We start from the raw sequence: 23,918 nt of genomic DNA, 5'->3' as shown, positions 1-23,918 counted from the left end.
CATCCCCGATATCGGAAACAACCAAATGAAATGTTCCTTGATAGGTACGTTGATCATCGCGTCCGCTGGAATCGCGTGCGCCTCTGATTGGCCTCAGTGGCAAGGCCCGGAACGAAACGCCCAATCTGCCGAAACGGGACTGCTGCAACAATGGCCCGAAGCCGGACCTCCATTGGCTTGGCGAGTCGATGGTCTCGGGGGCGGCGACAGTGCCCCCGCCGTTGCCGCAGGCAAGCTCTTTGGAATGAGCAATCGCGATGGCCAAGAGATCGTTTGGGCACGCTCGGAAGACAACGGCGGCGAGATTTGGGTTACGTCGCTGGGTGAGGCAGCGGACCAACGGGTACCACAATCCAAAGAAGGTCCCGGTTGCACTCCGTCATTTAATGACGATCAGCTTTACGTGATTGGAATGAGCGGACGCATCGCATGCCTGGACGCGAGCGATGGACGAATCATTTGGCAGCGAAGTTTGGTCGACGATTTTGGCGGTGTCGCTCCGATGTGGAGCTTTCGAGAATCGCCGCTCGTTGATGGCGACCAAGTCATCTGCACTCCCGGTGCGGCCGATGCGCTGATGGTCGCACTGGACAAACGCACTGGCGAAACCATTTGGAAAACCAAACCACCAACCGCCGCTTCCGCCCCCGGAGACACAGCACCTGGCCGTTCTGGCGACGAACCACGCCGGCAACCGCCACCACGAGCGTCCAGCGAGGGATCGACACCAACAATCACAGGCTCGAAAAATCCTGAATTGTTTGTCAGCGAACATTGGGGAATGACCGCATTCTCGTACGTAGTTCCCAATGGAAAATACCTGGTCAAACTGTACTTCGCCGAAACCTACAACGGCATCACCGATGAAGGTCAACGGGTTTTCACCTTCGATGTGGAGGGTCACGAAACAACCGATTTCGACATTTGGAAGAAGGCAGGCGGTCCACGCAAAGCAATCGTCGAATCAGTTCCCGCCGTGGTCGATGATGGCGAGCTGAACATCACCTTTAAACAACAAGTCCAAAGCCCCGCCATCAAAGCCATCGAGATCATTCCCCAGGGCGATGATGCGGACCAATCCAGCATCGTCCGAGTCAAAGCGGGAGAGTCAAATCCCTTCAAAGACTCCGATGGAAACACCTGGTTGGCAGACCAAGGATTCACCGGCGGAGGAACCAGCCCCGGGTTCATCAACCGTTCCGGCGGAAGTCCAGGTAGATCGGGCGGACGTGGGCGATTCGGCGGCTTCGGTGGCCCTCGTCCAGGTGCGGCTTACTCCTCCGCGATTGCGATCGAATGGGAAGGTATTCGCCAATACGTGCAATTCACCGCCAATGCCTTGGTCGGTGTCTCAACCACCGATGGTGAAATCCTTTGGCAATACTCCGCCCCCGCCAACGCGATGGGAATCAACTGCTCCACACCCATCTTTCAAGACGGTCTGCTGTTCGCTGCCTCGGCGTATGGAACCGGAGGTGGTGCGGTGAAACTCACAAAGGATCCCAACGGAAAAATCAATGCCGAGGAAGCCTATTTCACATCTCGCATGCAGAATCACCACGGCGGAATGATTGTGGTCGACGGTTGCCTTTACGGAGCCAACGGTGGAAACGGCGGTGGGATCATGACCTGCATGGATTTCCAAACCGGCGAGACGCTGTGGCGAGATCGCGAAGGGCCGAAGGGATCCTTGCTACTCGCCGATGGTCGACTGTACCTTCGCGGCGAAGAGGGTGAGATCCTCCTGCTGGAACCATCATCGGATCAGTTCATCGAGCGAGGTCGCTTCGATCAACCCGATCGCTCCGACGTTCCCGCCTGGGCACACCCGATTGTCGCGAATGGAAAGCTGTACATCCGCGACCAAGGCTTGCTGCTCTGCTATGACGTGAGCAAGAAATAGTCCGATAAGAGACGGCGTTCGCCCCATGCCTCGCGACATGAGCGAACACTTCAAAACACAAACCGCCGCGAACATGAAGTTTGCGGCGGTTCGTCGTCAATTGTGCTCGTCAAAGACTATTGGTCGTTGTTGCGACGCAAACGATTCGCGTTTCTACGTTCAACGTTGTATCGCTTGTCCAAGTCAGCCGCCCATTGTTTGTCAGCCATATTCGGCCAATTGTCTTCGTCAAAGCCTTCCTGGCCTTCGAGTTGTTCCTGAGTGACGTCGAGAACCATCACGTAATCGTCTTCGTCGATGTCATCGTCGCCAACTTCGTCCGGGTCGACCTGCGTTTTCAAGGCCTCAAACGGGACGGCGAAAAGTTTGTTGCCCATGCCCAAGAACCCGCCGTACGTCACCACGGCGTAACGAACCTTGCCGGTCTTTGCGTTGAGCACGATGTCCTTGATTTCGCCAACACTCTCGCCTTGAGAATTTTGCAAATTGAGTCCCATCAACTGGCTGACGCGGACGTTGGAGTGGCTCATTTTCGCGTCGAGTCGACTGGCGTCGGCCTGCCGCGAACGTGTGTCGAATTGTTCTGATGTGGTTTGAGCCGAGACCAATGGCAGGCTGAGACAAGCGGTCAAGGCAACTAGGAAACTGGTTTGAATTGTGCGTACCATGTTGGTACTCCGATTTAGAAAGGGATGGGGATGCGGCTGGCGACACCGATGATCGGTTTCGTCAGACGAATGAATGGTCGAGAACTTGATCGACGGGGACTCCGAATCAGCGAGGCTTGCTGGTCCGGTTTTGCACGCGGGTGTAGGCGTCCAACGCGGCCGGGCGAGCATCTTCCCAAGTCATGTGCTCTCCACCGCCCGCATCTTCCCATTGCTTCCGAGCGATCGCTTCTCGTGTGTTCCAATCGTCATTGGCATCGGCATCAAACGCTTCCCAGCCAGATTGATACGCCGGCCGGTACTGATCGAAGCCGTACGATTTGTTGTAGTACGGACGGTTGGCATGCTCCTCTTCCCAATAAGCCGATTCGACTGTGGGATCAATGTTTTCTGCGACGGCTTTCCCCGCATAACCACCTGCGACACCGCCAACGATCGCGCCGGCAACAGTTCCGATGGGGCCTGCTACCGTTCCTGCGGCAGCCCCCGCCGCGGCACCACCCAGCGCGGCACCGACTCCGGTCCCTACCGGATGAGACCCCGGTTCGCCGGTAATCGCATCTTCATTTCGCAATTCTTCACGCGTTTCGTCTTCGTTTGTTCTCTTCACTGACATGGTGTTTTCCTTCGTAAGAAGTGATGGCCGCGATCGCCAAAAAGCGTCACTAGCCGCCTGAAAGGGCAGACCACATCACAGGCATTTCCTGTGCCGCCGCTCGAGTGTCACTGAGAAAACAGCGGCGCGAGAATTGCGGTTTCGTCAGTGATCCCATTCAAAGAGGAAATCAATCATGTCAACGCTTCGCAAATTCGCGACGGCAGCTGCTGCTGGATACGCAGGAATTGTCGTGACACGTGCCATCGTTCGCCGCAAACGCACTTTCGACTGGCAAAACAAACGCGTGGTTATCACGGGCGGATCACGTGGTTTAGGGTTGGTGATCGCCCGGCAGTTGGCCGACCAAGGTGCGCGGATCGCAATCACAGCACGCACGGAAGAAGACTTGTGTGCGGCTGCCGCGGAACTGCGTCGACGTGGAGCAGAAGTCATCGCACATCCCTGTGATGTCCGCGACCGAGAACAAGTCGCCACTTTCATCGATCGAGTGACCAACCAATTCGACGGCATTGACGTGCTATTGAACGTCGCGGGAATCATCACCGTCGGTCCCTTTGAATCCATGACGATGGAAGACTTCCAATCCGCGATGCAAACGAATTGCTGGGGAGCATTGCATGTTGCGATGGAAGTTCTACCTCACATGCGTGCCGCCGGCTGGGGACGCATCGTCAACATCGCTTCCCTGGGAGGAAAACGAGCGGTTCCACACATGCTGCCATACGCTGCTAGCAAATTCGCGTTGGTGGGTCTGTCCAATGGGATGCGTGCTGAACTCAAAGCAGACAACATCTTTGTCACCACCGCGTGCCCTAGCTTGATGCGAACCGGAAGCCCTCGAAATGCAATCTTCAAAGGCCAACACCGCGACGAGTACGCTTGGTTCAGCATCGGCGACTCATTGCCAGGACTGTCCATGAACGCGGAAGCCGCGGCCGAACAAATATTGACGGCTTGCCAGCACGGACGTGGCGAAGTCTTCATTCGCAGTCCCCTCAACGTGACGATCGCACTGCAAAACCTTTTCCCTGAATTGACTCAAGAGATTTTGGCGTTGGCAGCAAGCGTGTTGCCAAAAATGGGCGGCATTGGTCGAACCGCTGCCAAAGGCCATCAAAGCCAATCGGAATGGTCCCCATCGGTTTTAACGACGCTCACTGAGCAAGCTGCGATCAGGAACAATCAAATCTGAGTTCCTTGCAGGGCGAGAATCCACACTGGTTGCCCGCATCCGATCGAGCCGAGTGGGAACGGCGAAGCCATGTGCCCCGGTAATCATTTCGATTGCCCCGTGACCGTTTCGATTCATGAACAGATTCAGGCTGACAGTCTTCGGTCCCGGTTCACCGCAAAGCATTTCATCGCAAGTGCAAGCTGCCGTTTGCAGAAGTAGCGAGATCGGCACCGTTTTAAACTTCGCCGTTCCATCGTCGTTTCAGTTGCGACGGCACGCACGCGGGTGTGTCAGATGGTTACGATAGAACCAGAACGCTGTGCCAGTGCGATGATCCTACGACTCGAACCGCTGGCTGATTCAACACACCAGGAGCGAAGTGATGCAGATTGGCGTCCCACGCGAACGTTGGCCAGGCGAGGCGAGAGTGGCTCTCGTTCCGGCAAGCGTCAAGAAGTTGATTCAGGTTGGCTTTTCGGTTGGGATCGAATCCGGTGCGGGCTTGGCGTCAGGATTTCCTGATGAGGCATACACTGATGTCGGTGCCGCTGTGCAAGTCGACAGGGCCACCGTTCTTTCAGGCTCTGACATCGTGCTGCGAGTCCGTCGCCCCGAACTTGACGAGGTGTCAACACTTCGCCCCGAAGCCATTCACATCAGTTTCCTCGACCCATTCAATGAAAAAGAATTGGTCAGCGAGATGGCAAAGTCGGGTGTGACGTCGGTTTCGATGGAGATGATCCCACGGTCCACACGCGCTCAGAAGATGGACGCTTTGTCGTCTCAAGCCAACCTCGCCGGTTACGTCACGGTGATTCAGGCCGCTTATCACAGCAAAAAGATTTTCCCGATGATGATGACTCCATCGGGAACAATTCGCCCCGCTCGAGTGTTTGTGATTGGTGCGGGCGTAGCAGGCCTACAAGCGATCGCCACGGCAAAACGACTCGGTGCCCGAGTCGATGCATTCGACACCCGACCTGTCGTCGCTGAACAAGTGCGATCGCTCGGTGCCAAGTTCGTCGAAATTGATTTGGGCGAAGTCGGACAAACGGAGCAAGGCTACGCCAAGGCTCTGACACCAGAACAAATTGAACTTCAAAAGGAAGGACAAAAGAAGGTCATCGCGGCGTCCGATGTCGTCATCACCACCGCGCAATTGTTTGGCCGACCGGCACCCCGCATTGTCACTCGCGACATGGTGCTAGGTATGCAAACTGGCAGCGTCGTCGTCGACATGGCGGTGGAAACGGGCGGCAACGTCGAAGGCTCCGTGCTGAACGAAATCGTCGATGTGGAAGGCGTCAAAATCATCGGCCAGGGCAACTTACCTTCCGAGGTTAGCCGCAACGCGAGCGAAATGTACTCCAACAACTTGACGGCATTGATTGACGAGTTTTGGGACGCCGAATCCAAACGCCTTGAGTTCAATCCCGAGGACGAAATTGTTCAAGCCGCCGTCATCACTCGCGGTGGCAAGATCGTCAACGACACCATCGCCCAGCTTCATTCGTAGACCGCACTTCACTCTTTCAAATCGAGGGTTCCCGTGGAAGCCGTCCTGCTCGCCTTCATTTTGACGCTGTCCGTGTTCTTGGGGTTCGAATTGATCGCCAAAGTTCCGGCGACACTTCACACACCCCTGATGTCCGGTGCCAACGCGATTTCTGGCATCACTGTCGTTGGTGCGATCATCGCCGCGGGCGCTGACTTGGGCCCTTGGTCAACTTGGCTGGGAGCGTTGGCGGTGTTCTTTGCGACCGTCAACGTGGTCGGCGGCTACATGGTGACCGATCGCATGCTGAGCATGTTCAAGAAAAAAGACAGCCCATCGGGAGGTGACTCATGAGCATTGAAGTTCTGGGTTCGGTCTACATTATCTCGGCAATTCTGTTTGTCTTTGGGCTCAAACTGATGAGTTCTCCGGCGACCGCCGTACGCGGTAATTTGCTTTCGTCGGTTGGAATGCTGATGGCCGTCTTGATCACCCTCACGTCGAAGGAAATCCTCGACTATCGCTACCTGGCTGGTGCCGCGATTCTTGGTGCGGTCGTCGGCGTGATCGCAGCGCAACGTGTTGCCATGACGGGAATGCCCGAGATGGTTGCACTGTTCAATGGTTCGGGCGGTATCGCGAGTCTGCTGGTTGGTTGGGCCGCCCTTTACGGGCAGGAATCATCGTCCTTCACGCTGATCACCATCCTGCTATCCATCTTGATCGGTGGCGTGACCTTCTCGGGTTCCCTGGTCGCCTGGGCAAAGCTTTCAGAAACCATCGGCAGCGGAGCGATGACGTTCTCCGGCCAACGTGTCGTCAACATACTGTTGTTGCTGGCGTTGCTGGCTTGTTCGGTAACGATGGTCGTCGATCCCGGCCTGACGTTTCCACTCGTCTTCGTTGTGATCGGGTTGTCAATATTGCTCGGTGTGATGGCAGTCATCCCAATCGGTGGCGCTGACATGCCGGTTGTGATTTCGTTGCTGAATAGCTACTCGGGACTCGCCGCGTGTGCCGCCGGATTTGCGATCAACAACACGATTCTGATCGTCGCCGGTTCGTTGGTTGGTGCGGCGGGGCTGATTTTGACCAACATCATGTGCAAAGCGATGAATCGATCGCTCAGCAACGTGCTGTTCTCAGGTTTCGCGGCAACTACAAAAGCCACCAAGGTCGAAGGCGAAGTCAAACCAATCACCGCCGACGACGCCTACCTGATCCTCGAGGCAGCCTCGTCGGTCGTGATGGTGCCCGGCTACGGCATGGCGGTCGCCCAAGCCCAACACGTGGTGCGTGAACTGGGTGAACTACTGGAAGCCAACGGAGCCGACGTCAGCTACGCAATTCATCCGGTCGCCGGTCGGATGCCGGGGCACATGAATGTCTTGCTAGCCGAGGCGAATGTGCCGTACGACCAATTGATTGAAATGGACGAAATTAATCCGCGAATGGAAAATATCGACGTCGCGATCGTGATCGGAGCCAACGACGTGGTGAACCCTGCCGCACGAGAAGACGAGAACAGCCCGATCTATGGGATGCCGATCATCAACGTCGATTACGCGAGAACCGTGTTCGTTCTGAAAAGATCAATGGCATCGGGGTTCTCTGGCGTCGACAACCCATTGTTCTTTGGCGAGAACACACGAATGCTGTTCGGTGACGCCAAGCAATCTCTCAGCAGCGTGATCGCCGAATTCAAATCTTAAAAAAGCGTCGTCACGTGAAGACGCCGAGGCCTGCTCAGCGAATCTCACCCAACCTGGCTGGCAAGACCATCGATCACTCGTTGCGTTTCAAACGCGAGCTGGCTCAGTTGCTTTTGATCAACTCAGGAAATGTGAACTGAAGAACTTGCTTGGACACATCGTGGACGCGATGTTCCAAGCCCTCGACGAACGGCAGACGCTCGTCGCCGTAAGCACGTTCTGCGTACTGGCAGCAAATCATATTTTCACCGTCGGTCGAACGGTGGTAGACAAAGACATTCAATTCCGCCACGTCGCCTTCCACGACGGCGAAGTCAACACCACAGCTTTCGCCATCATCGCTAGGCCAAATTGTGAACGGTGTGTCAGCGTTTTGCTCTTGCAAGTACTCCACGACACCACGGGCCGCTTCGATTGGCTCGATCGCGATGGGTTGTCGACGGACAGCTATCATCTTGGTCCAGTTCTCCAACGTCTCTCCAACGAGTATGTATTCGTTGAGCTCACCCGAATCATCGCTACTCCCCACATATTTCAGCACAAAGGGCTGACCTTGGTAGGTGATTGTGGGTCCTTGCGCTGATGCTTGCGGAAGGGGTTGATAAGAAACCCGACTCACATCCGTGGATTGTTCTATGCCACCGTCGGCTTGATATTCGTCTTGAGCCGTCGAGCCCATTGCAGCGACACAGGCGAGCAAAACAACGATGCCAACCATGGTCACAATGGGACCAATCACTACGATCCCCAAGATGATCGATAGCCAACTGCGTTTTGGTTTCGCCATCGCAGGTGCAACCGCAGTCGCGTAGGGAATCGATTCGGCGTCGACGGTTGGCTGATTGCTCATAACAAAACGTTATTGACACGTAGGATGTGGCTGAGAGAGTGGCGAACATCTCAAGCGAGAAAGCCACACCATGAGGAACCCTAGGTCAAAACGGAGACCAGTCAAACTCGTTCGCGATTCTGATGGAATTTCGATTTCACAATCCGGTTCGATCTGCAAACCATGCGGGTATCAGCACCAACAACCATTGTCGCTTCGGCAGTTCAAACGTGTGAATGTCGACACTTGCTGCCTGGCCAATTGACTTGGCTCACTACGCGGATGACTCAGTTCCTGCACCTCAGCCACTCGTTGCGACTTATGCACATTGGTCATGAACGATTTCGTTTTGGCCGCGACGATCGGCGGCGTCCTGTTGAGCGACACACACTTTGGTCCATGTGTACAAGGTCAACGGCGGAAAGTTCATGGGAATGGCTTCCGTCTCAGCAGGCCCGAACAACGGACGTGCGAACTCGTTGACGTGGTCGCGAATCTGGTAGGCAACAAACACACCACCAGGCCGCAAGACTTGATGGATCGACTGAGCGATGGTTTTCGCAACAGCCGGCGGCATGCTGCTAAACGGTATCCCCGAGACGACCGCGTCGACCAATCCAAATTGGTGTTTCGCAGCAATCTCGGCGAGTGCACAAGCGTCATCCATCGCCACTTCCAGTCGTGGATCATGGATCGCATGGAGCGGCTCGGAAAACACCGTCGATTTCTCAACCGCCAGAAGCTTTGCGTCAGGCCGCATGTATTCGAGCAACGCCTGAGTCGTACCACCGGCTCCCGGTCCCAATTCGATCACACAGCGTGCGTTCTTCACACAGTCGCGGTTCGCAAGCTTTCGTGTCAGATAAGGCGAACTCGGGCAAAGGGTCGCGACATCCATGGGAGCCTGCAGCCACGCCTTCAATACATAGAACGCACGCTTGGCAAACGTTGGCCGGGCACCCGCTTCACTAGGCCCTGCAGTGATCGCATGCATTTTGCTTCAACCTCAATGGAATTCGACTGGTTTGATGCCTGAGAACCGCGAATGCTGCCGCTCATTCTGCAGGGTGATATGCAGCCGACCATCGACCGCATTTGCATCACAAAGCAATCCACATGCCATGTCGGTACGAAGATTGCATGATCTTTGATGATCTCCGAACATTGAACCGCAATCGTAGGGACCACGGACGATGAAGAACGCTCACGATGATCGAGAAACCTCCACCACGAGCGTTCTAGCGATCGACCGCCGAATCGATCCTGGTTCCGATCCGGAAGCAGCCGCCCCGCGACCGGCCAGCCATCCATCAACTCAACCATCAACGACCCAACCGCCTCGCGAATTGTCGTCACGATCTTCAGGGCTACTTGAGCGGAACGATCGCTGGATGCGAGGCATGGTCACGGCGATTGCGGCCATCCTGACATTGGGCATGCTTTACATCGCCAGCGATCTGTTGGTCCCAATCGCGATCGCAGCGCTCGCATATCTGTCGCTGCGACCGATCGAAGCCAAAATCTGTCGATGGGGTGTTCCGCAGGCCGCCGCTAGCGCAATGCTGATCGCCGGACTGTTCTCTTCGCTCGCCCTGATCATTGCATTGCTTTACTCACCGGCTCAGCAGTGGTTGACCTCGGCACCCGAAAGCCTCGCAGCGATCCGAGGCAAATTTCAGTCGGTCGCGGAACCACTAACCGCCGTCGATCGAGCGGGCACCGCCGTGGACGATGCAACCATTCCATTGAAAGAGGATGAACCACGAATCGAAGTGGCTTACCAAAAGCCGTCCATCGTCGACGAAACCGTTCTGATCAATCAGACCGGTCAAATGCTCGCATTCGTTGCTGCGATCGCGGTGCTGACATTTTTCATGTTGTCGACGGGCGATGATCTGTTGAACCGAACGCTCGGAGTCCTGCCAAATTCTCGCTCACGTGGTGAGGTCTTGAAGAAGATCGGCGACATTCAACAAAGCGTCGGCCGCTACCTCGCACAGATCACCTGCATCAACATCGGATTGGGCGTGGCGGTTACCTTTGTGATGTGGTTGGTCGGGATGCCGACGCCGGTTCTGTGGGGAGTCATGGCCGCATTGTTCAATTTCATCCCATACGTCGGCCCGTTGGCTGCCACATCCATTGTCTTCTTAGCGGCGGCCAGTTCGTTCGACACGATGAGCCGTGCCTGCCTAACAGCGTTCGCGTTTTGGTTGACCACCGCGGTCGAAGGCCAATTCGTTACCCCGACCATTTTGGGCAAGACATTGAAAGTTGGACCAGTCGTGGTGCTTATCGCAGTTGCCTTCTGGGGCTTCCTTTGGGGATTGTCCGGTGTGTTTCTTGCGGTGCCATTGCTGATCGTCCAGCGAAAAATCTTCGCGAGCTTTGAAGCGACCTATCCGCTTGCTGTGGTGCTCGGTGAAGATGCGTGCGAACCCGGCGAAGAATGCGATCCGATCAAAGATCACAAACCAATCGCAGAAGCTTCTCCGGTCTAAGTCTTCTCCAGTGCGAGTACGACGTACTTCCAAATGCAACGATGGAGACGCCAAACGGCTCACTTGGTTCAGCTCAATCGGCCCTGCGCACCTGCTTAACGACCGGCTATTCCCACAAACCGACCACCCTCTCGCAGATCCTGTTTGTCCGGGAACTATACTGGCACCAAATCTATTACCAGCCTCACATCCGAGCAAAACATGAACCGACCATCCGAGGTGTTGACGTTTCAACCGCTCGGAGAGTTCACGCTTCCACCGACCCCCGCGGATGAGACGATCCGGCGGTTTGCAGAGAACATTTGGAGGACACTCCGTCGTGAAAAGGAGGATCCATTCATCTCCGATGATTCGCTTCGAATTGCGACGACGCGGAAGCTCAACAAGATTGTACCGCCGCCTTCCTGCGGGCCACTGCTCGCGGAGATGAAAGAAACGTTCTCGGATTGGACGCAAGATCCAGAGCCCGCACATTGGATGCAACTTGTCGTCTTACCACCGTGTGACCACAGCAACGTTGTGCGATCGTGGGCAACCGAGGGTGATCACGTCATCATCGAACCGCCGGATCGCCAATCCATTCTCAACGGCACGGCCGATGTCAGCTTGCCGGAATCAACAGGCGAGGGTGTGATCGTCATTCCTCGTTTGGAAGAGTGGTTCATCCGACATCGAAATGGGCTGAAACTGTTGCGCCGCCTGCTGGACCATTTGGCCATGATGCAGCGACATTGTGTGATCGGATGCAACAGTTGGGCGTGGGGCTTCTTCGAAAAAACCGTTGGGGCGGATTTGGTATTGCCCATCGGAGTCACCTTGCATGCTTTTGATGCAGATCGTCTTCACGCTTGGTTCAGCAACTTGGTTGAATCGGGCGAAGCCGAAGGAAAAGTCTTTCGCCTCAACAAGAATGGCGAAGACATCTTTCAACTCAACGGTGAAGAAGGATCACCCAAATCAGACTATCTGATGACCTTGGCCGCACGTAGCTTGGGGATCCCTTGGGTCGCATGGCATTTGTGGCGAAGCAGCTTGCGACTTGCCCCCAAAGACAACAATCGAATTGCGGATCAGTTCCCCGGTGAACAGGCATTGTGGGTGGCAGAGCTGGATGATTTTCATTTGCCAAAGAACCACGTCTCGACCGCACTGCTCGCGTTGCACGCTTTACTGCTGCATCACTCATTGACCGCTGAAGAATTGAGCCTCGTGCTCCCCAGCGTCGATGAATCCAACTTGCTGGTGGCATTGCTAGAAGCTGAGTTTGTCCAACGCGATGGTGACAACTACTACTGCTGTCCCACGGCATACCCAACGATTCGGCAGTGTTTGAACGACGCCGGCTTTCCTCTCGACCGTTTGTAGGACCGATGCAAAACGACGCTCCCAATTCAGCAATCGAGCAGGACGCATCCGAAACAGCAATAGATCTCGCTGCGGAGACTGCGACGCAGGCAGCCGTCGCTGGCGAAGCGGCGGCCGACAAGATCGACAAACCGGCCCAAGAAGCATCCGATCAAGCGGTCCAGCTGATCAACGATTGGCAAGACATCAGCCTGCTGCAAATCGCCGGCATCGCATTCGCGGTTTGGCTCACGATCGCAATCGTACGGAGGTTGCTACCGTTTCTAGCGGAGCGCGGCCCCAGCCAATTGCGGTTGTATTTGCTCGCCGCCGTGCCGATCATTCGGTTGCTCTTGATGACGTTGGCGGTGCTTTGGATCATTCCGATCATCTTCAACGTCACTTTCGAGAACTTCTTGGTGATCGCTGGTGGTGCCAGCGTCGCGATTGGTTTCGCATTCAAAGACTACGTCAGCAGTCTGATTGCCGGCGTCGTCGCGGTGTTCGAACGACCGTATCGCCCGGGTGACTGGGTGGAAATCAATGACGATTATGGAGAGGTGCAGTCCGTCGGACTGCGTGCGATTCGTCTGAAGACCGCTGCGGACGACATCATCACCGTTCCGCATCTGGTCAGCTGGCAAGGCAACATCAGTAACAGCAACGACGGAGCACACACGTTGATGTGCATCGCCGATTTCTATTTGGTCCCGGATCACAACGCGTCGGAAGTCAGAGGTGCCTTGCGAGACGTGGCTATGACGAGCGCCTACCTTGAGTATGACAAACCGGTGCTGGTGGTGATGAGTGAGAAACCATGGGGGACTCACTACCAAGTGAAAGCCTACCCGTTCGATCTGCGCGATCAATTCGTCTTCATCACAGATCTATCCGTCCGCGGCAAAGAAGCGATTGCGGAATTGGGAGCGACCCAGGTGACATCACCGTACGTGCCAGCCGACAAGAAAGCCCCGCAACCTGTGGTGACGTTTTAGTAGCAACGAACGGCAACACCGCAATTCACGGCATACAAAAAGCGAACGCCGAGATACCGTGATCCCGGCGTCGATGTAACTTTATCGAACAAGCTGGCGATTATGCGGCCATCGACGAACAACTTTGTTCGCATGTGCGACAGCACTCGACGCACTTTTCCATTCCACCAACCTTTTCACAACTCTCCGCACACGCCTTGCAGATTTCAGCACATGCGCGGCAGTAGAGCGAATGATTTTCACTGTTGCGGCTCATGAAATCGATGCACGCACCACATGCGGCGATGCAATCGAGCATTCGTTTGACATGAGTTTGCTCGACATGGTCACCGCCTTCGACGAGGCAATGGCTGGTCAACATATCGGCACAAATCGTTTGGCATTCTTGGCAGTTTTGGATGCATTCCTGCATTGATGCGGTTGCGGTACTCATTCAGTTTTCTCCGTTGGAGTAGTCGATGCGGCCCCGTTGCCGTGAATAGGCAGAGTTGCAACCTGCATGCCACGTGGCCGTTGCGAATGTATGATTGAGTGAAACCCGCAATCCACTGCCGATGGTTTCCGTCACCACAAACCTGCTTCGGGATCGTATTTCGCGAGTCGTCGACTCACCTGGTCTCTCATCTTTGCGATCGCAGGTTCTTTCCAACTCGGCGGGTGAGGAAGCTCCTCGATCGACAGCCCCATCCGAGCCATAGCGATCCGCCACGCCAGTGCATCGCCGGCACTGTTGGTAATCGGACAACGTTGCTGTTCGAACGAAGACCTTATCATTGGCAAGGCTTCGTTGGCGTCCGGCCCCAATCTCGCCAGCCCGCGGCACACAGCCTGAACCACCGGCTTTCGTTGATGCCACTTGGGCATCGTTTGCACCGCATGCTGCAAAATTTCCAGCATCGGCTGAACTCCAGGCTTCCTTAAATCGGCCAACCGCTCGATGAAGGCCGCCGAGTCGCCCCGCAGAGATGGATCGTTGATGACTTGCCATTCTTCCGCCGTCATGTCTGCAAACGTGCCCGGCGGCATCTTGCTCAACAGCGAGGCAAAATAGGTCCGATCTTCCGCATGGGTCTGCTGAGCAATGATCCGCTGCACCAAAATGGAGCGGTAACGCAGCGGAATCGTTTTCGGATAAATGCGACGCAGAGCTTCACCGACATCGGGAACTCGAAGATTAGCGACGATGCGATGAACAATTTCAGCATCTTTGTCGGACGGCGTTTGATAGCCCAACCCGACGATCCACGGCACAGCCAGTTCGAGACCATCCGAGTCGCTCGCAACATTGCCCAGGGCTTCAACGAGACGCTGCTTTACCAAACGAGGTGCATCTTCAGACGGTGTCTGGCGGAGGCCTTCGACGTTCTCTATCAACTCAGCGATCGGATCGAATCGTTCGCGTCGACTACCGGTCGAATACTTCGTCCGACCAATTGCGAATCGAGAGTTGCTCATGCTCGGATGAAACGCAATGTACGGCGGCGAGTTGACAACCGAATGCTCCACCAACGATCGACGGAACAGCGTGCGGCCTGATTGCCCCAACACTTCGATACGTTCAACCGCGGGTTTGGAATCCTGCTTCGAGCGAGTGATGACGATGGTTGTGTGTGGGGCCACCGCCACGTCTCTGGCAACCAAAGTCTGTCGCGTCGCCAGCCGAAGGTTCCATTCGGCCGCGAGCTGTTCCCTTCTCGCTTGATGAAACTCGTGGATCCGCGTTCCGCCGAGTCGATCAGCGTCCTCTTCGGCGGGATAGTGCTGGAAAATTTGTTCCGGGTCGATTGGCTTGAGTCTCGTGTTTGGAACACTGCCTCGCGGCACCAGTTTCCACGTGGTCTCGTGCTGACAATCGATGCCATTGGCCAGCGTGACACTCTTGACGCCCGGCACGAGCAACAACGCCGCACACAATTCATCACACTGTTCGGTCTGCCCTCGCTTCCAGTGCAAAACATCGCGACGTTCCAGTCGAATGTTCCCCTCCAATTTCAATGGTGAGGCACAAACGACGTCTTCCTGGATCGAAGCTCGGTACTCGCGTTCACCGATCCAGCGAAATGGATACGCAACCAGGGCAGCAAACACACCAGCGGTACAGAACGCAAGCACGGTGGCCTTGACTCCGGTACGTGCCGGAAGCAGCCAACGAATGGCAGTCGCGGACGCCATGTACAGAAACGCGGTCGGAGCAACCATGAGAATGATGCCCGGCACAATCAGAAACAAGCCGAGCAAAACCAAATCCGGCATGGCCAAAGCGATCAAGGCAATGAAGCCCATAATGACAGTCAAGATGATCATGCAGGATTCCCACGGATGAATGCAAACGGTGGGAAGAAAGCACTAGACGCCCCGTTCGAGAGGCGTGCCCCGAGCCGTTTGAGAGGAACGCACTCGGCATGGTGTTTCCGACCAATCCCAAAGGAAATCTAGATCTCATTTCCCAGAGAGCTGGACAAAACGAGTCAATTGATGGCCAAAGACAAAGCTCTTGATCAATTCCATCACAGAACCATTTCAGATCTGCGGGTTGTAGGCTTTGAGACGCCCGCTAAAAGCCGACGAGCCACGAAGCACAGCCAGGACCGCTTCACTGATCATTTCCAGGAATGAACGGTCGATCGTCGGCGGGTGCTCCTTCAGCGCATTTCTTACATGCGAGCTGAAAGCCCAGCATTGATTCGCGACCAGCGGATGTTGTTACCCACTCTCGCCGTACCATAGGTGGGTCATGGCGGACATGCTGGTTGTGCCCACACGCCAATTGCGCAACCCAGTGTCTCTCGTCATCGAGGTGATAACCGATGATCGGTTGCTGGACGCCGCTGTTTGCTTTCGTCATCAACGGATACCCTCAAACGCGAGAAAGATGGTGCGAACTGATTAGCCCCAAACGAGAATCGACGATCCCACAAAACCGCTTCCGCCATCTGAGCCGTTCGGGTGTTAGCAGGCTGTTGATTTAGTCGCATACCGAATGACAATCATTAGCCGTTGGGCGTTGGCCCCGGTTGGCGTCTAATCAACCGCCGCTAACGCGGTGCGGCTCAATAAATCAACAGCCTGTTAGCCCCGGTTCCCACGGAACGAACCCGAGCAGACCTCCAAGCGAGCAAAACAAGATGACGCTGCCCAGCTAGCCATTCGGCTTCGCTCCCTTTAGAAGCATCAACAACATTTTGGTGGGCTTGTTTGCGGTGATGCTGTGCGGCAACTTCGCTGTCATGTGAACGAACGTGTTTGCCGCAGCGTCAATCGTTTTCTCACCCAACGTCACGGTTGCATCTCCATCCAAGAATTGCAGCATCGCAGGAACTGCCGCGGTGTGTTCGGACAACTCTTGGCCGGCGTCGAAACCAAACAAAACGACTTTCAATGAATCGTCCTGGTAAAGGGTCTTGCTGATCGTTCCGTCTTTTTGAATTTCGATCTCAGCGTCCAAATCCGCATAGGCTGTCAATAAGTCGCTCATAAAATCACTTTCAACATAGATAGAAACAATTGGCTGTCATAGCAGCACAGGATCGGCGCGAACTTGCCCACAACGCTGAAGCCAAAACCGAATGTTCACGCTCGCTTCACACCGCGACCAATTCTTCTTTGGGTCCAAAGAACTCGTACCGAACGCGGTGCTCGTCGACACCAAGCTCCCGCAAGCAGGAATGGACATTTTTCATGAACGGCTTGGGACCGCAAAAGTAAAAGTCCGCGTCGGTAAAAGGCGTCGACTCTCGTATTTGATTTTCCGTGACAAATCCGGCCTCATCGCACTTGCCTTCTTCCACGTCTCCTGGAAGCGGCGAGTCATAGATGACCTTGGTGTGAACATTGGGTCCGGCTTGTGCCAGACGGCGAAGTTCATCGGCGAATGCGTGCACCTTGCTGTTCCGAGCCGCTTGAATGAAGTGCAGCTCCGCGTTGGGATTGGCATGAACGATTGATTTCGCCATCGACAATAGTGGCGTCACACCAATGCCGCCCGCGATCAGCACGATCGGTTTTGCAATCGTTGCTGGATCGACCGTGAACTCACCACACGGTGGGCCAAGTTCGATGCGGTGTCCCTCTTCGATGCCATCATGCAAATGATTGGAAATCAAACCGTCGGGCGCATCCGGGACGAGTCGCTCTTCACGTTTGACGCTGATTCGATAGTGCGGTTGGCTGGCACAATCCGAAAGGCTGTAGTTGCGTGGGGAAGTTGGCGTGTGCGGGTGATCCATGTGGACCGTGATGTATTGCCCCGGTTTGAACGGTGGCAGCGGGCCTTCGTCTTCGGGTTTGAGATAGAACGATGTGACGATCTCGCTTTCACGAACTTTCTTCGTCACAACAAATGTTCGCGTCCCATTCCATCCGCCCGGCATGGAAGCTTGTTCCTCATAGATCGCACCTTCGCGGCCGATGAAGATATCCGCCAAAAACCCGTAGGCTTCCGAAACGGCTTCGACGATTTCCGGTGTCGCGGCATCCCCCATGACGTCACCAATCGCGGCCAGCAAGTTGCTGCCGACGATCGGGTAGTGTTCTGGCTTGATGCCCAATGAAACATGCTTTTGTGCGATCAATTCAACAGCCGGCATCAACACGGCGGGATTGTCGATGTGGGTGAAGTAGGCACAGATCGCACCGGCGAGAGCTTTCTGTTGACCGCCGGAATGCTGGTGAGCTTGATTGAAAAACGCCTTCACCTCGGGATTGGCTTCGAACATCCGTTCGTAAAATCTGCGAGTGATCGTTTCCGCGTTCGCAGCGACCAAAGGTGTGATTTCCTTGACGATTCGAATCGTTTTTTCGCTCAGCATGGGCGGGGCCTTCGTAGAGGAACGCAAGCGGTGGGGAATACTTGGACGACATCAAAAACGTCGCCCTGATACAATCACCCAAAGGTACACATTTAAACATCCACGTCAAGGTGCACGTTTTACGGCCGCCGTAATTTCCTTAATCACACTTTCGAGTTGCGTCCGTGATCGCCACTCGGAGAACATCAACGCCGTCATCGAATGACTCACCGATGTCTTTCGATGACAGGACTTGGTTGCGGAGACAATGTGCTGCAAAGTATGAATCTTACCGCGCGAGCGATTCAAACTTGCTCGGCGACGCGACACACATCCCACCTGCAAAAGATTCGTCATGAAGACAGCTCGAACGAAAGCCTACACGACGTTGTCGCGGTGGCTTCGTTGGCTACGCGGACGTGAACCGATTCTGTTGGTCGTCGTGTTGCTGGTCGTGGGTGGCATCTGGACGTTCGCTCAAATCGCGGGTGAGGTGATCGAAGGCGAAACAAAAGCATTCGATGAATGGGCGGTGCGAGCGATGCGACAACCGGACAACCCGGCTCAACCCATCGGGCCGCCGTTCTTGCAAGAGATGGGACGTGACGCGACCGCTTTGGGTGGCATCGGTGCGCTGTCTCTCTTTACCATCGTCATCGCCGGCTACCTTTGGCTCGATCGCAAGCGACACATGACGGTCTTTCTGATCGCATCCACTTTGGGAGGCTTGGTCATTAGCCTCTCGCTGAAACATCTGTTTGATCGCCCCCGTCCGGACATGGTTCCCCATCTGTCGATTGTCCACACAAGCAGCTTTCCCAGCGGACACTCCATGCTATCCGCGGTCGTTTACCTCACGCTCGGTTCTTTGCTTGCCAGTGTTCTGCCTCGCCAGACTTTACGAATCTACACGCTCGCGGTTGCCTGCGTTCTGACGTTGATCGTCGGTGTCAGCCGAGTCTACCTGGGTGTCCACTATCCAACGGATGTTCTGGCTGGATGGATTGCAGGTTTGACCTGGGCGCTTTCATGTTGGTTGCTCGCGCGGCGATTTCAACGAAGTGGTCAGATTGAAACGGAGCAAGACGCCCCCGACAATTGAGGAATGCAAAACGCTTGAACCGTCGCCAACGAACCAGCCGTTGACTTGTTTCCTCCTCCACTTGCAGTCATACGGTTCGGCCCGGACTGACGCGGCATTGCTGTGCCAAACTCGAAGCGGAAGCAAACTCCTAAGCAGGTACGCAGGAATGATTGGGTTTCACTATGTGAGCCGTTTGGGCGTTAGCCCCGGTTTTGCGTTGGAACCGTGGCTAACGCCAAACGGCTCACATACCCGATGACACCTGCCTACCTGCTTAGCGTCGATTTGCTGGGCGAATCCATGCAACAAAAAAAGTTTTGAACGCAGAGTGAAAATGTCGTCACAGAAGCGCACCTCGACTCGACCAATTGATAGTCAGTTCGGCTTCATATCACTTCGAGGAAAAAATTCGTGACACCAACCGTCAAAAATGTGGAAGTTCATGAATTAGTGGGGCTCGCTTTAAGCGGCGATCAAGCGGCGTTTGGACAACTCGTTGGACACTACAGCGGAATGGTCACCGGTGTCGCGTACAGCGTGCTTGGGGATTTCGCCCGCAGTGAAGACGCTGGCCAAGAAGCATTTTTGGAGGCGTGGAAGAAGCGGGACACGCTCCGTGATCCGGCAAAATTTGCAAGCTGGGTGTGCTCGATCGCTCGTCACCGGGCACTCGACATTGTACGGAAAAGCAAACGACTTGAAGAACATTTTGACGCAACACACGATACGGAAGGGACTGACACCGATCCGCTGCCGGTGGACGCATTGGCACAAGAAGAAGAGCGTCAACTCGTCTGGGCCACGCTGGATGGCTTGCCGGAGAAATACCGCGAGACGATGGTGCTGTACTATCGTGGCGAACAATCTGTTGCGATGGTGGCGGAATCGATTGGTGAATCGGAAGCGACCGTTCGCCAGCGTTTGACTCGCGGTCGTCAGATGCTGAGAAACGAGGTGCAGAGACTGGTTGAATCAACGCTCAAGGGGACCGCTCCGACGGCGGCATTCACCGCGTGCGTCATGGGTGCGATGCCAGGCAACGCGAGCGCGGCAATCGCAGCAACCGCCGCCATATCCAGCACCAAAACTTCCGGGGCCGCGACGGTGGGAAAGCTGGCTGGCGGTGCCGCAGCCGCCGGATTGTCGGGAGCCGTCCTAGGCACGCTGGGCGGGTTGCTTGGTGGTGGCATTGGCACCTACTTCACTCATCGCAACGCACCCTACGCCTCACAGAAACGATCGATCGTGCGTTGGACCATCGTCACGTTGTTGTTGATCGGAGGATTCATTGCGGCGCTATCGTACCTTGTCGCGATTCAAACCTCTGATTCGCCGTTTGCTGGCACCACCTACGCCCTGTTTTTGCTGAGCCTCATCGTTGGCTTTCAATTGTTACTGATGGGAGTCGTGATCTTAATGATGCGTCAGTACCGGCGATTAGGAGAAGCCGCCAAGCTCGCTGGCGATGAGCTCGAACCCAGAGCAGCAGCGTTTCAACAATCGCAATCATGCTGCGGACGGTCATGGACCAGTGGACGCAGGTTGCTTGGTCGGCCGTTGCTGGACATCCAGTTCAGCCCCCGCGACGCAGGTGGAATCGCTCTTCGCCCCGGCGTGGCAAGAGGCTGGATTGCCATCGGCGACGTTGCCTACGGATGGTTCTTCGCAATGGGGGACAAATCAATTGCCGCGATCGCGATGGGAAGTCGCCCAATCGGAATTGTCTCTGTCGGTGCGATGAGTATCGGTGTCATCTCGATGGGTGGCCTATCCATTGGCCTGATCAGCCTTGGTGGACTCGCAGTGGGATGGTGGTCGCTCGGAGGACTCGCTCTCGGCGGTCATGCGGTTGGTGGTGCGGCATTCGGAATCAAAATGGCAGCGGGCGGCGTCGCAGCGTCCATGGGTTCCGCAAAGGGAGCCACCGTCTTCTCAGGCGATACAAGCGAGGCTGCGGTTGCAACGATCAACCAGCACTGGTTGACCAAGATCGCCGAGGGCTACACGCCAGACTTCGCCTTTCAAATCAATGTCCTTGTGATAATCATCTTGGTTGTTATCGCGGTGGTCACGCGAATCACTATTTCCAAACTACAAACGCCCTCTGATCGCTAACCTCGTTGCGACTTGGCACGAAAGCGTCGACAACGATTTTCACCGTGCTGACTTGAGAACGTCGCCTCATGTTTCGTTGCCCGCCCCGCAGTCCGCTTTCGCCACATGCGAAACGAACGAGGCTTCATCTCTTGACGCATCAATCGAATGACATCGCCATGAGAAAGAGAAAACTGTGTTTGAATGGCGTCGAAGCTCGTCCGATCCTCCCAAGCCATCATGATGACACGATCGATTTCGGCTCGCGACAATTCCTTCGGGTCGCGTCTCACGTCCGTATTCTTCTTCACGAGTTTGCTGAGCAGAGTCAAGCTTCGGAACGTCGAAGCGCATACAGAAAAAGTTTAGCCGTGGACAACGAAGCCATAAGCCTTCTTATCGCGTGAAGACATTGCAACCGGGTGTCGCCATTGTCGCAGGGTACGAGATTGCAAAGCCCTACCACCGCAGCCTGCAGCTTGCCGCCATTCTAAAGTTCGTCGGCTTAGAAATCACCACACTCAACAAACGATGAGGAATGCAATGACTGACAAACAAGGAACACACACTTGGCCGGAGTTGGCGGTCGGACTTTATGACGCCTTGACCGGTCGGAATGCAGAGATCTCCTACGACTTTGAAAACATGGAAGTCTTTGTGCCCGCAAAAACCGGCAACGACAGCGTGGAACACGCACACTGGAAGCTCAACGGTGTCCTGAAGGTTCGCACCCGCGACCTGTCAGGCAGCAAATGACTCGTAAGTCAGGTCAAAGCGTATCGATCGAAGCCGACTTGAAGCTGGAACGTTTCGATCAATCCCACGTCGTTCAAGTCGTGGAGATGTTCACGACGGATGGCGACACAATTTTGATCGAGTCCAGCGGGTCTCTTCCCCGAGTCTCGCTGAAAAATGCCCGAACCTCCAAATTCGGGCTCGTTGCGATAGCAGACGCAACTCGGCAAAACATCATTGTCAAACACAACGACCATGTCATCACAAGAGTTTCCAACGCAGGTAACCTGCCGGCCAAACTCTCGATTCACTGGTGGAACTTGCTGAAGCAATACATTCTCAAACGAACCTAAATTGTTCGTCGAACGCGTCTGGGTCGCGTGCGGAAACACGACCTGCAGAACGTTTGATTTCACCATATTCAAACGAACATCTTGCTTCCTTGATCGTTCGTAGACGAGGCCTGCACGCACGCGACTTGTTTCGCTCCAGCACGCTCGACGTTGAGTCGGATGCCAAGGATCACAACCACCCTGGCCGGCAACGCCGCAGTGATGATCAACTGGATATAGTATCCAGCACGCGACACGTCGTGGCGTTCAACCGAGGCGACGCTTCCGGATGCCGATTCGAATGTCGTCCTTGATCGAAGCCGGATTGCTATGGACCAAAGATATGCGTGGCGTTCCTAGGAGTTGAAACCGCATGCGAAGTCTGACAACGATACCGAGCGATAGAGTGCTTTCAGTGCTAGCCGCATTGCTGCTGATGGTTTGGTCTTCAATGCCGGTCTCTGCCGAACACTTCCGCATCGGTCCCGAAAAAGATTGGTTTGAACTGCTAAGCGGTGATGCTTTGCGACCCGGGGACGTTGTGACTTTGGTCGATGGCACCTACACCGATTCACGACGATTGGTGATGTCGCATCGTGGAACCGCGGAGCAACCCATTTTGATCCGTGCGGAAGACGAAGCCAAAGTGATCTTTCACCGGCCCGACGCAAAACAGAACACGATCAACTTGGAAGGAGCGCAGAATCTGAAGTTGGAAGGTTTGGAAATCACGGGCGGAGCGACGGCGATCCGAATCCAAAGCTCCGACTCGCACCGTGCGGAATCGATCGCGATCGAAAGTCTTCACATTCACCATATCGGTGGCGTCGCGGTTACCTGCAACCATCCTGGAGATGATTACCGTGGGATGATTTTTCGCTTCAACCACATCCATCACACCAGCGGCCATGGCGAAGCGTTCTATTTGGGAGCGAACAACGGCGGGGCTGTCTTTCATCATTCAGAAGTGACAGACAACTACATCCACCATCTGAACGGCCCAGATATCAGTCAGGGCGATGGCATCGAGATCAAGCAGGGCAGCTATGGCAACTTGATCGCACGCAACGTCATCCATCACACCAACTATCCGGCGATCACCATCTACGGTACTGCCGGACAACCGGTCAATCACGTCGAATCGAATATTGTCTGGGACTCCAACGACTGTACGATGCAAGTCGCGGCTGATTGCATCGTGCGAAACAATTGGATCGCAAGCACTGCAAACTGTTTTTACAGCCGAAACCATCAAGAAGCCGTCATTGGCAATCTGGAAATAACGAGCAACGTTCTTTTGGCTCTCGGGAAGGCCGCACCGATACGGATCATCCACCCTCGCGAAAGCTCCGGTGCGAATCAAATCAGCGGTCCGATTCGAATCCAGCACAATGTGATGGTTGCCGGCGACGGTGCGTTGGCAGCTCGCATCCCAGTCGACGCACTTGTGCAGTTCAGCAACAACCGTGGCAAAGGAAGGGTAGGCGGAGTTCAGCAAACGCTAAACGACTCCATTGACCTTGCCGAACTGTTCAAACGTTTCCCAAGCCTCGACCAACGACATCCGGTTTGGAGACACCTGAACCGCGATCAATTGCTCGCCGCATTCAACGGCATCGCCGAATAGCGACTCGATGCCAACTAAC

23 protein-coding genes are annotated in these 23,918 nt (G+C 55.2%); 14 read left to right on the top strand and 9 right to left on the bottom strand.

Annotation, left to right across the window (positions count from 1 at the left end; translation table 11 throughout):
• The first annotated feature begins 25 nt into the window (after positions 1-25).
• On the top strand, positions 26-1,903 hold the full coding sequence (locus RB_RS25550; RefSeq protein ID WP_011123667.1) for an outer membrane protein assembly factor BamB family protein: 1,878 nt from the start codon (positions 26-28) through the stop codon (positions 1,901-1,903).
• 116 nt (positions 1,904-2,019) lie between these two features.
• Here RB_RS25550 and RB_RS25545 read toward each other — a convergent pair whose 3' ends face one another.
• Positions 2,020-2,571 (bottom strand): PRC-barrel domain-containing protein, encoded by a 552-nt coding sequence (locus RB_RS25545; protein ID WP_011123666.1) that lies wholly within the window; start codon positions 2,569-2,571, stop codon positions 2,020-2,022.
• A gap of 106 nt (positions 2,572-2,677) precedes the next feature.
• A complete protein-coding gene (locus tag RB_RS25540; protein WP_007325306.1) occupies positions 2,678-3,187 on the bottom strand; it encodes a hypothetical protein in 510 nt (169 codons plus the stop codon).
• Positions 3,188-3,362: 175 nt separating this feature from the next.
• Between RB_RS25540 and RB_RS25535 the strand changes: the two genes are divergently transcribed.
• The 4 genes from RB_RS25535 (at position 3,363) to RB_RS25520 (ending at position 7,571) form a co-directional block, all read left to right on the top strand.
• Complete coding sequence (locus tag RB_RS25535; protein WP_011123665.1) at positions 3,363-4,382, top strand: SDR family NAD(P)-dependent oxidoreductase; 1,020 nt, start codon at positions 3,363-3,365, stop codon at positions 4,380-4,382.
• A 361-nt stretch (positions 4,383-4,743) separates the two neighbouring features.
• Positions 4,744-5,880: a Re/Si-specific NAD(P)(+) transhydrogenase subunit alpha gene (locus RB_RS25530; RefSeq protein ID WP_011123663.1), complete on the top strand. Its 1,137-nt coding sequence runs from the start codon at positions 4,744-4,746 to the stop codon at positions 5,878-5,880.
• Positions 5,881-5,913: 33 nt separating this feature from the next.
• On the top strand, positions 5,914-6,213 hold the full coding sequence (locus tag RB_RS25525; protein WP_007325302.1) for an NAD(P) transhydrogenase subunit alpha: 300 nt from the start codon (positions 5,914-5,916) through the stop codon (positions 6,211-6,213).
• Positions 6,210-7,571: an NAD(P)(+) transhydrogenase (Re/Si-specific) subunit beta gene (locus RB_RS25520; RefSeq protein ID WP_007325301.1), complete on the top strand. Its 1,362-nt coding sequence runs from the start codon at positions 6,210-6,212 to the stop codon at positions 7,569-7,571. The genes RB_RS25525 and RB_RS25520 overlap by 4 nt, the downstream gene beginning before the upstream one ends.
• A 103-nt stretch (positions 7,572-7,674) precedes the next feature.
• On the opposite strand, the gene RB_RS25515 is transcribed toward RB_RS25520, so the two are convergent.
• Together RB_RS25515 and RB_RS25510 are read right to left on the bottom strand one after the other, a co-directional pair.
• Positions 7,675-8,421 carry a hypothetical protein gene (locus RB_RS25515; protein WP_011123661.1) on the bottom strand — a complete coding sequence of 249 codons (747 nt, stop codon included), beginning with the start codon at positions 8,419-8,421 and terminating at the stop codon, positions 7,675-7,677.
• A gap of 298 nt (positions 8,422-8,719) precedes the next feature.
• Positions 8,720-9,394: a class I SAM-dependent methyltransferase gene (locus RB_RS25510; protein WP_011123659.1), complete on the bottom strand. Its 675-nt coding sequence runs from the start codon at positions 9,392-9,394 to the stop codon at positions 8,720-8,722.
• 199 nt (positions 9,395-9,593) lie between these two features.
• On the opposite strand from RB_RS25510, the gene RB_RS25505 reads away from it, so the two are divergent.
• The 4 genes from RB_RS25505 (at position 9,594) to RB_RS27900 (ending at position 13,655) form a co-directional block, all read left to right on the top strand.
• Complete coding sequence (locus tag RB_RS25505; protein ID WP_007339788.1) at positions 9,594-10,901, top strand: AI-2E family transporter; 1,308 nt, start codon at positions 9,594-9,596, stop codon at positions 10,899-10,901.
• Between the two features lie 201 nt (positions 10,902-11,102).
• Positions 11,103-12,266 (top strand): B3/4 domain-containing protein, encoded by a 1,164-nt coding sequence (locus RB_RS25500; RefSeq protein ID WP_164922505.1) that lies wholly within the window; start codon positions 11,103-11,105, stop codon positions 12,264-12,266.
• A 5-nt stretch (positions 12,267-12,271) separates the two neighbouring features.
• A complete protein-coding gene (locus RB_RS25495; RefSeq protein ID WP_164922504.1) occupies positions 12,272-13,240 on the top strand; it encodes a mechanosensitive ion channel family protein in 969 nt (322 codons plus the stop codon).
• A gap of 232 nt (positions 13,241-13,472) precedes the next feature.
• Positions 13,473-13,655 (top strand): hypothetical protein, encoded by a 183-nt coding sequence (locus RB_RS27900; protein WP_007333540.1) that lies wholly within the window; start codon positions 13,473-13,475, stop codon positions 13,653-13,655.
• Positions 13,656-13,804: 149 nt separating this feature from the next.
• Here the strand turns inward: RB_RS27900 and RB_RS25485 are convergent, their stop codons facing one another.
• The 4 genes from RB_RS25485 to hmpA form a co-directional block, all read right to left on the bottom strand.
• Positions 13,805-15,544, bottom strand: a complete 1,740-nt coding sequence (locus RB_RS25485; protein WP_011123654.1) for a hypothetical protein — start codon at positions 15,542-15,544, stop codon at positions 13,805-13,807.
• Positions 15,545-15,833: 289 nt separating this feature from the next.
• Positions 15,834-16,085 carry a DUF3565 domain-containing protein gene (locus RB_RS25480; protein WP_164922503.1) on the bottom strand — a complete coding sequence of 84 codons (252 nt, stop codon included), beginning with the start codon at positions 16,083-16,085 and terminating at the stop codon, positions 15,834-15,836.
• 294 nt (positions 16,086-16,379) lie between these two features.
• A complete protein-coding gene (locus RB_RS25475; RefSeq protein ID WP_011123648.1) occupies positions 16,380-16,715 on the bottom strand; it encodes a cupin domain-containing protein in 336 nt (111 codons plus the stop codon).
• 106 nt (positions 16,716-16,821) lie between these two features.
• The gene (hmpA, locus tag RB_RS25470; protein ID WP_164922502.1) at positions 16,822-18,048 is read right to left on the bottom strand and encodes an NO-inducible flavohemoprotein; all 1,227 of its coding nucleotides are present in this window, start codon (positions 18,046-18,048) and stop codon (positions 16,822-16,824) included.
• Between the two features lie 334 nt (positions 18,049-18,382).
• Between hmpA and RB_RS25465 the strand changes: the two genes are divergently transcribed.
• Together RB_RS25465 and RB_RS25460 are read left to right on the top strand one after the other, a co-directional pair.
• Positions 18,383-19,129 carry a phosphatase PAP2 family protein gene (locus tag RB_RS25465; RefSeq protein WP_007333546.1) on the top strand — a complete coding sequence of 249 codons (747 nt, stop codon included), beginning with the start codon at positions 18,383-18,385 and terminating at the stop codon, positions 19,127-19,129.
• A gap of 393 nt (positions 19,130-19,522) precedes the next feature.
• The gene (locus tag RB_RS25460; RefSeq protein WP_011123644.1) at positions 19,523-21,226 is read left to right on the top strand and encodes an RNA polymerase sigma factor; all 1,704 of its coding nucleotides are present in this window, start codon (positions 19,523-19,525) and stop codon (positions 21,224-21,226) included.
• On the opposite strand, the gene RB_RS25455 is transcribed toward RB_RS25460, so the two are convergent.
• Positions 21,223-21,444 (bottom strand): TIGR03643 family protein, encoded by a 222-nt coding sequence (locus RB_RS25455; protein WP_231846523.1) that lies wholly within the window; start codon positions 21,442-21,444, stop codon positions 21,223-21,225. The genes RB_RS25460 and RB_RS25455 overlap by 4 nt on opposite strands.
• Positions 21,445-21,748: 304 nt before the next feature.
• On the opposite strand from RB_RS25455, the gene RB_RS25450 reads away from it, so the two are divergent.
• From RB_RS25450 to RB_RS25440, 3 genes are all read left to right on the top strand, one after another.
• Positions 21,749-21,961 (top strand): hypothetical protein, encoded by a 213-nt coding sequence (locus RB_RS25450; protein WP_164922501.1) that lies wholly within the window; start codon positions 21,749-21,751, stop codon positions 21,959-21,961.
• Positions 21,958-22,293, top strand: coding sequence for a hypothetical protein (locus tag RB_RS25445; protein ID WP_164922500.1), 336 nt, complete (start codon positions 21,958-21,960; stop codon positions 22,291-22,293). The genes RB_RS25450 and RB_RS25445 overlap by 4 nt, the downstream gene beginning before the upstream one ends.
• A gap of 352 nt (positions 22,294-22,645) precedes the next feature.
• The gene (locus RB_RS25440; RefSeq protein ID WP_011123639.1) at positions 22,646-23,899 is read left to right on the top strand and encodes a right-handed parallel beta-helix repeat-containing protein; all 1,254 of its coding nucleotides are present in this window, start codon (positions 22,646-22,648) and stop codon (positions 23,897-23,899) included.
• The last annotated feature ends 19 nt before the right edge of the window (positions 23,900-23,918 follow it).

It is taken from the genome of Rhodopirellula baltica SH 1 (assembly GCF_000196115.1).
Lineage (GTDB): Bacteria > Planctomycetota > Planctomycetia > Pirellulales > Pirellulaceae > Rhodopirellula > Rhodopirellula baltica.
The sequence above is the reverse complement of the archived record's forward strand: the minus strand, read 5'-3'. Positions and strand labels throughout refer to the sequence as shown.

Coding starts and splice junctions, on each gene's coding strand:
- RB_RS25485 (WP_011123654.1), bottom strand. CDS start 15,544: ATGATCATCTTGACTGTCATTATGGGCTTCATTGCCTTGATCGCTTTG.
- RB_RS25520 (WP_007325301.1), top strand. CDS start 6,210: ATGAGCATTGAAGTTCTGGGTTCGGTCTACATTATCTCGGCAATTCTG.
- RB_RS27900 (WP_007333540.1), top strand. CDS start 13,473: ATGATTTTCACTGTTGCGGCTCATGAAATCGATGCACGCACCACATGC.
- RB_RS25535 (WP_011123665.1), top strand. CDS start 3,363: ATGTCAACGCTTCGCAAATTCGCGACGGCAGCTGCTGCTGGATACGCA.
- RB_RS25495 (WP_164922504.1), top strand. CDS start 12,272: ATGCAAAACGACGCTCCCAATTCAGCAATCGAGCAGGACGCATCCGAA.
- RB_RS25540 (WP_007325306.1), bottom strand. CDS start 3,187: ATGTCAGTGAAGAGAACAAACGAAGACGAAACGCGTGAAGAATTGCGA.
- RB_RS25480 (WP_164922503.1), bottom strand. CDS start 16,085: ATGACGAAAGCAAACAGCGGCGTCCAGCAACCGATCATCGGTTATCAC.
- RB_RS25440 (WP_011123639.1), top strand. CDS start 22,646: ATGCGAAGTCTGACAACGATACCGAGCGATAGAGTGCTTTCAGTGCTA.
- RB_RS25455 (WP_231846523.1), bottom strand. CDS start 21,444: ATGGCTTGGGAGGATCGGACGAGCTTCGACGCCATTCAAACACAGTTT.
- RB_RS25510 (WP_011123659.1), bottom strand. CDS start 9,394: ATGCATGCGATCACTGCAGGGCCTAGTGAAGCGGGTGCCCGGCCAACG.
- RB_RS25550 (WP_011123667.1), top strand. CDS start 26: ATGAAATGTTCCTTGATAGGTACGTTGATCATCGCGTCCGCTGGAATC.
- RB_RS25465 (WP_007333546.1), top strand. CDS start 18,383: ATGAAGACAGCTCGAACGAAAGCCTACACGACGTTGTCGCGGTGGCTT.
- RB_RS25445 (WP_164922500.1), top strand. CDS start 21,958: ATGACTCGTAAGTCAGGTCAAAGCGTATCGATCGAAGCCGACTTGAAG.
- RB_RS25505 (WP_007339788.1), top strand. CDS start 9,594: ATGAAGAACGCTCACGATGATCGAGAAACCTCCACCACGAGCGTTCTA.
- hmpA (WP_164922502.1), bottom strand. CDS start 18,048: ATGCTGAGCGAAAAAACGATTCGAATCGTCAAGGAAATCACACCTTTG.
- RB_RS25500 (WP_164922505.1), top strand. CDS start 11,103: ATGAACCGACCATCCGAGGTGTTGACGTTTCAACCGCTCGGAGAGTTC.
- RB_RS25515 (WP_011123661.1), bottom strand. CDS start 8,421: ATGAGCAATCAGCCAACCGTCGACGCCGAATCGATTCCCTACGCGACT.
- RB_RS25475 (WP_011123648.1), bottom strand. CDS start 16,715: ATGAGCGACTTATTGACAGCCTATGCGGATTTGGACGCTGAGATCGAA.
- RB_RS25545 (WP_011123666.1), bottom strand. CDS start 2,571: ATGGTACGCACAATTCAAACCAGTTTCCTAGTTGCCTTGACCGCTTGT.
- RB_RS25450 (WP_164922501.1), top strand. CDS start 21,749: ATGACTGACAAACAAGGAACACACACTTGGCCGGAGTTGGCGGTCGGA.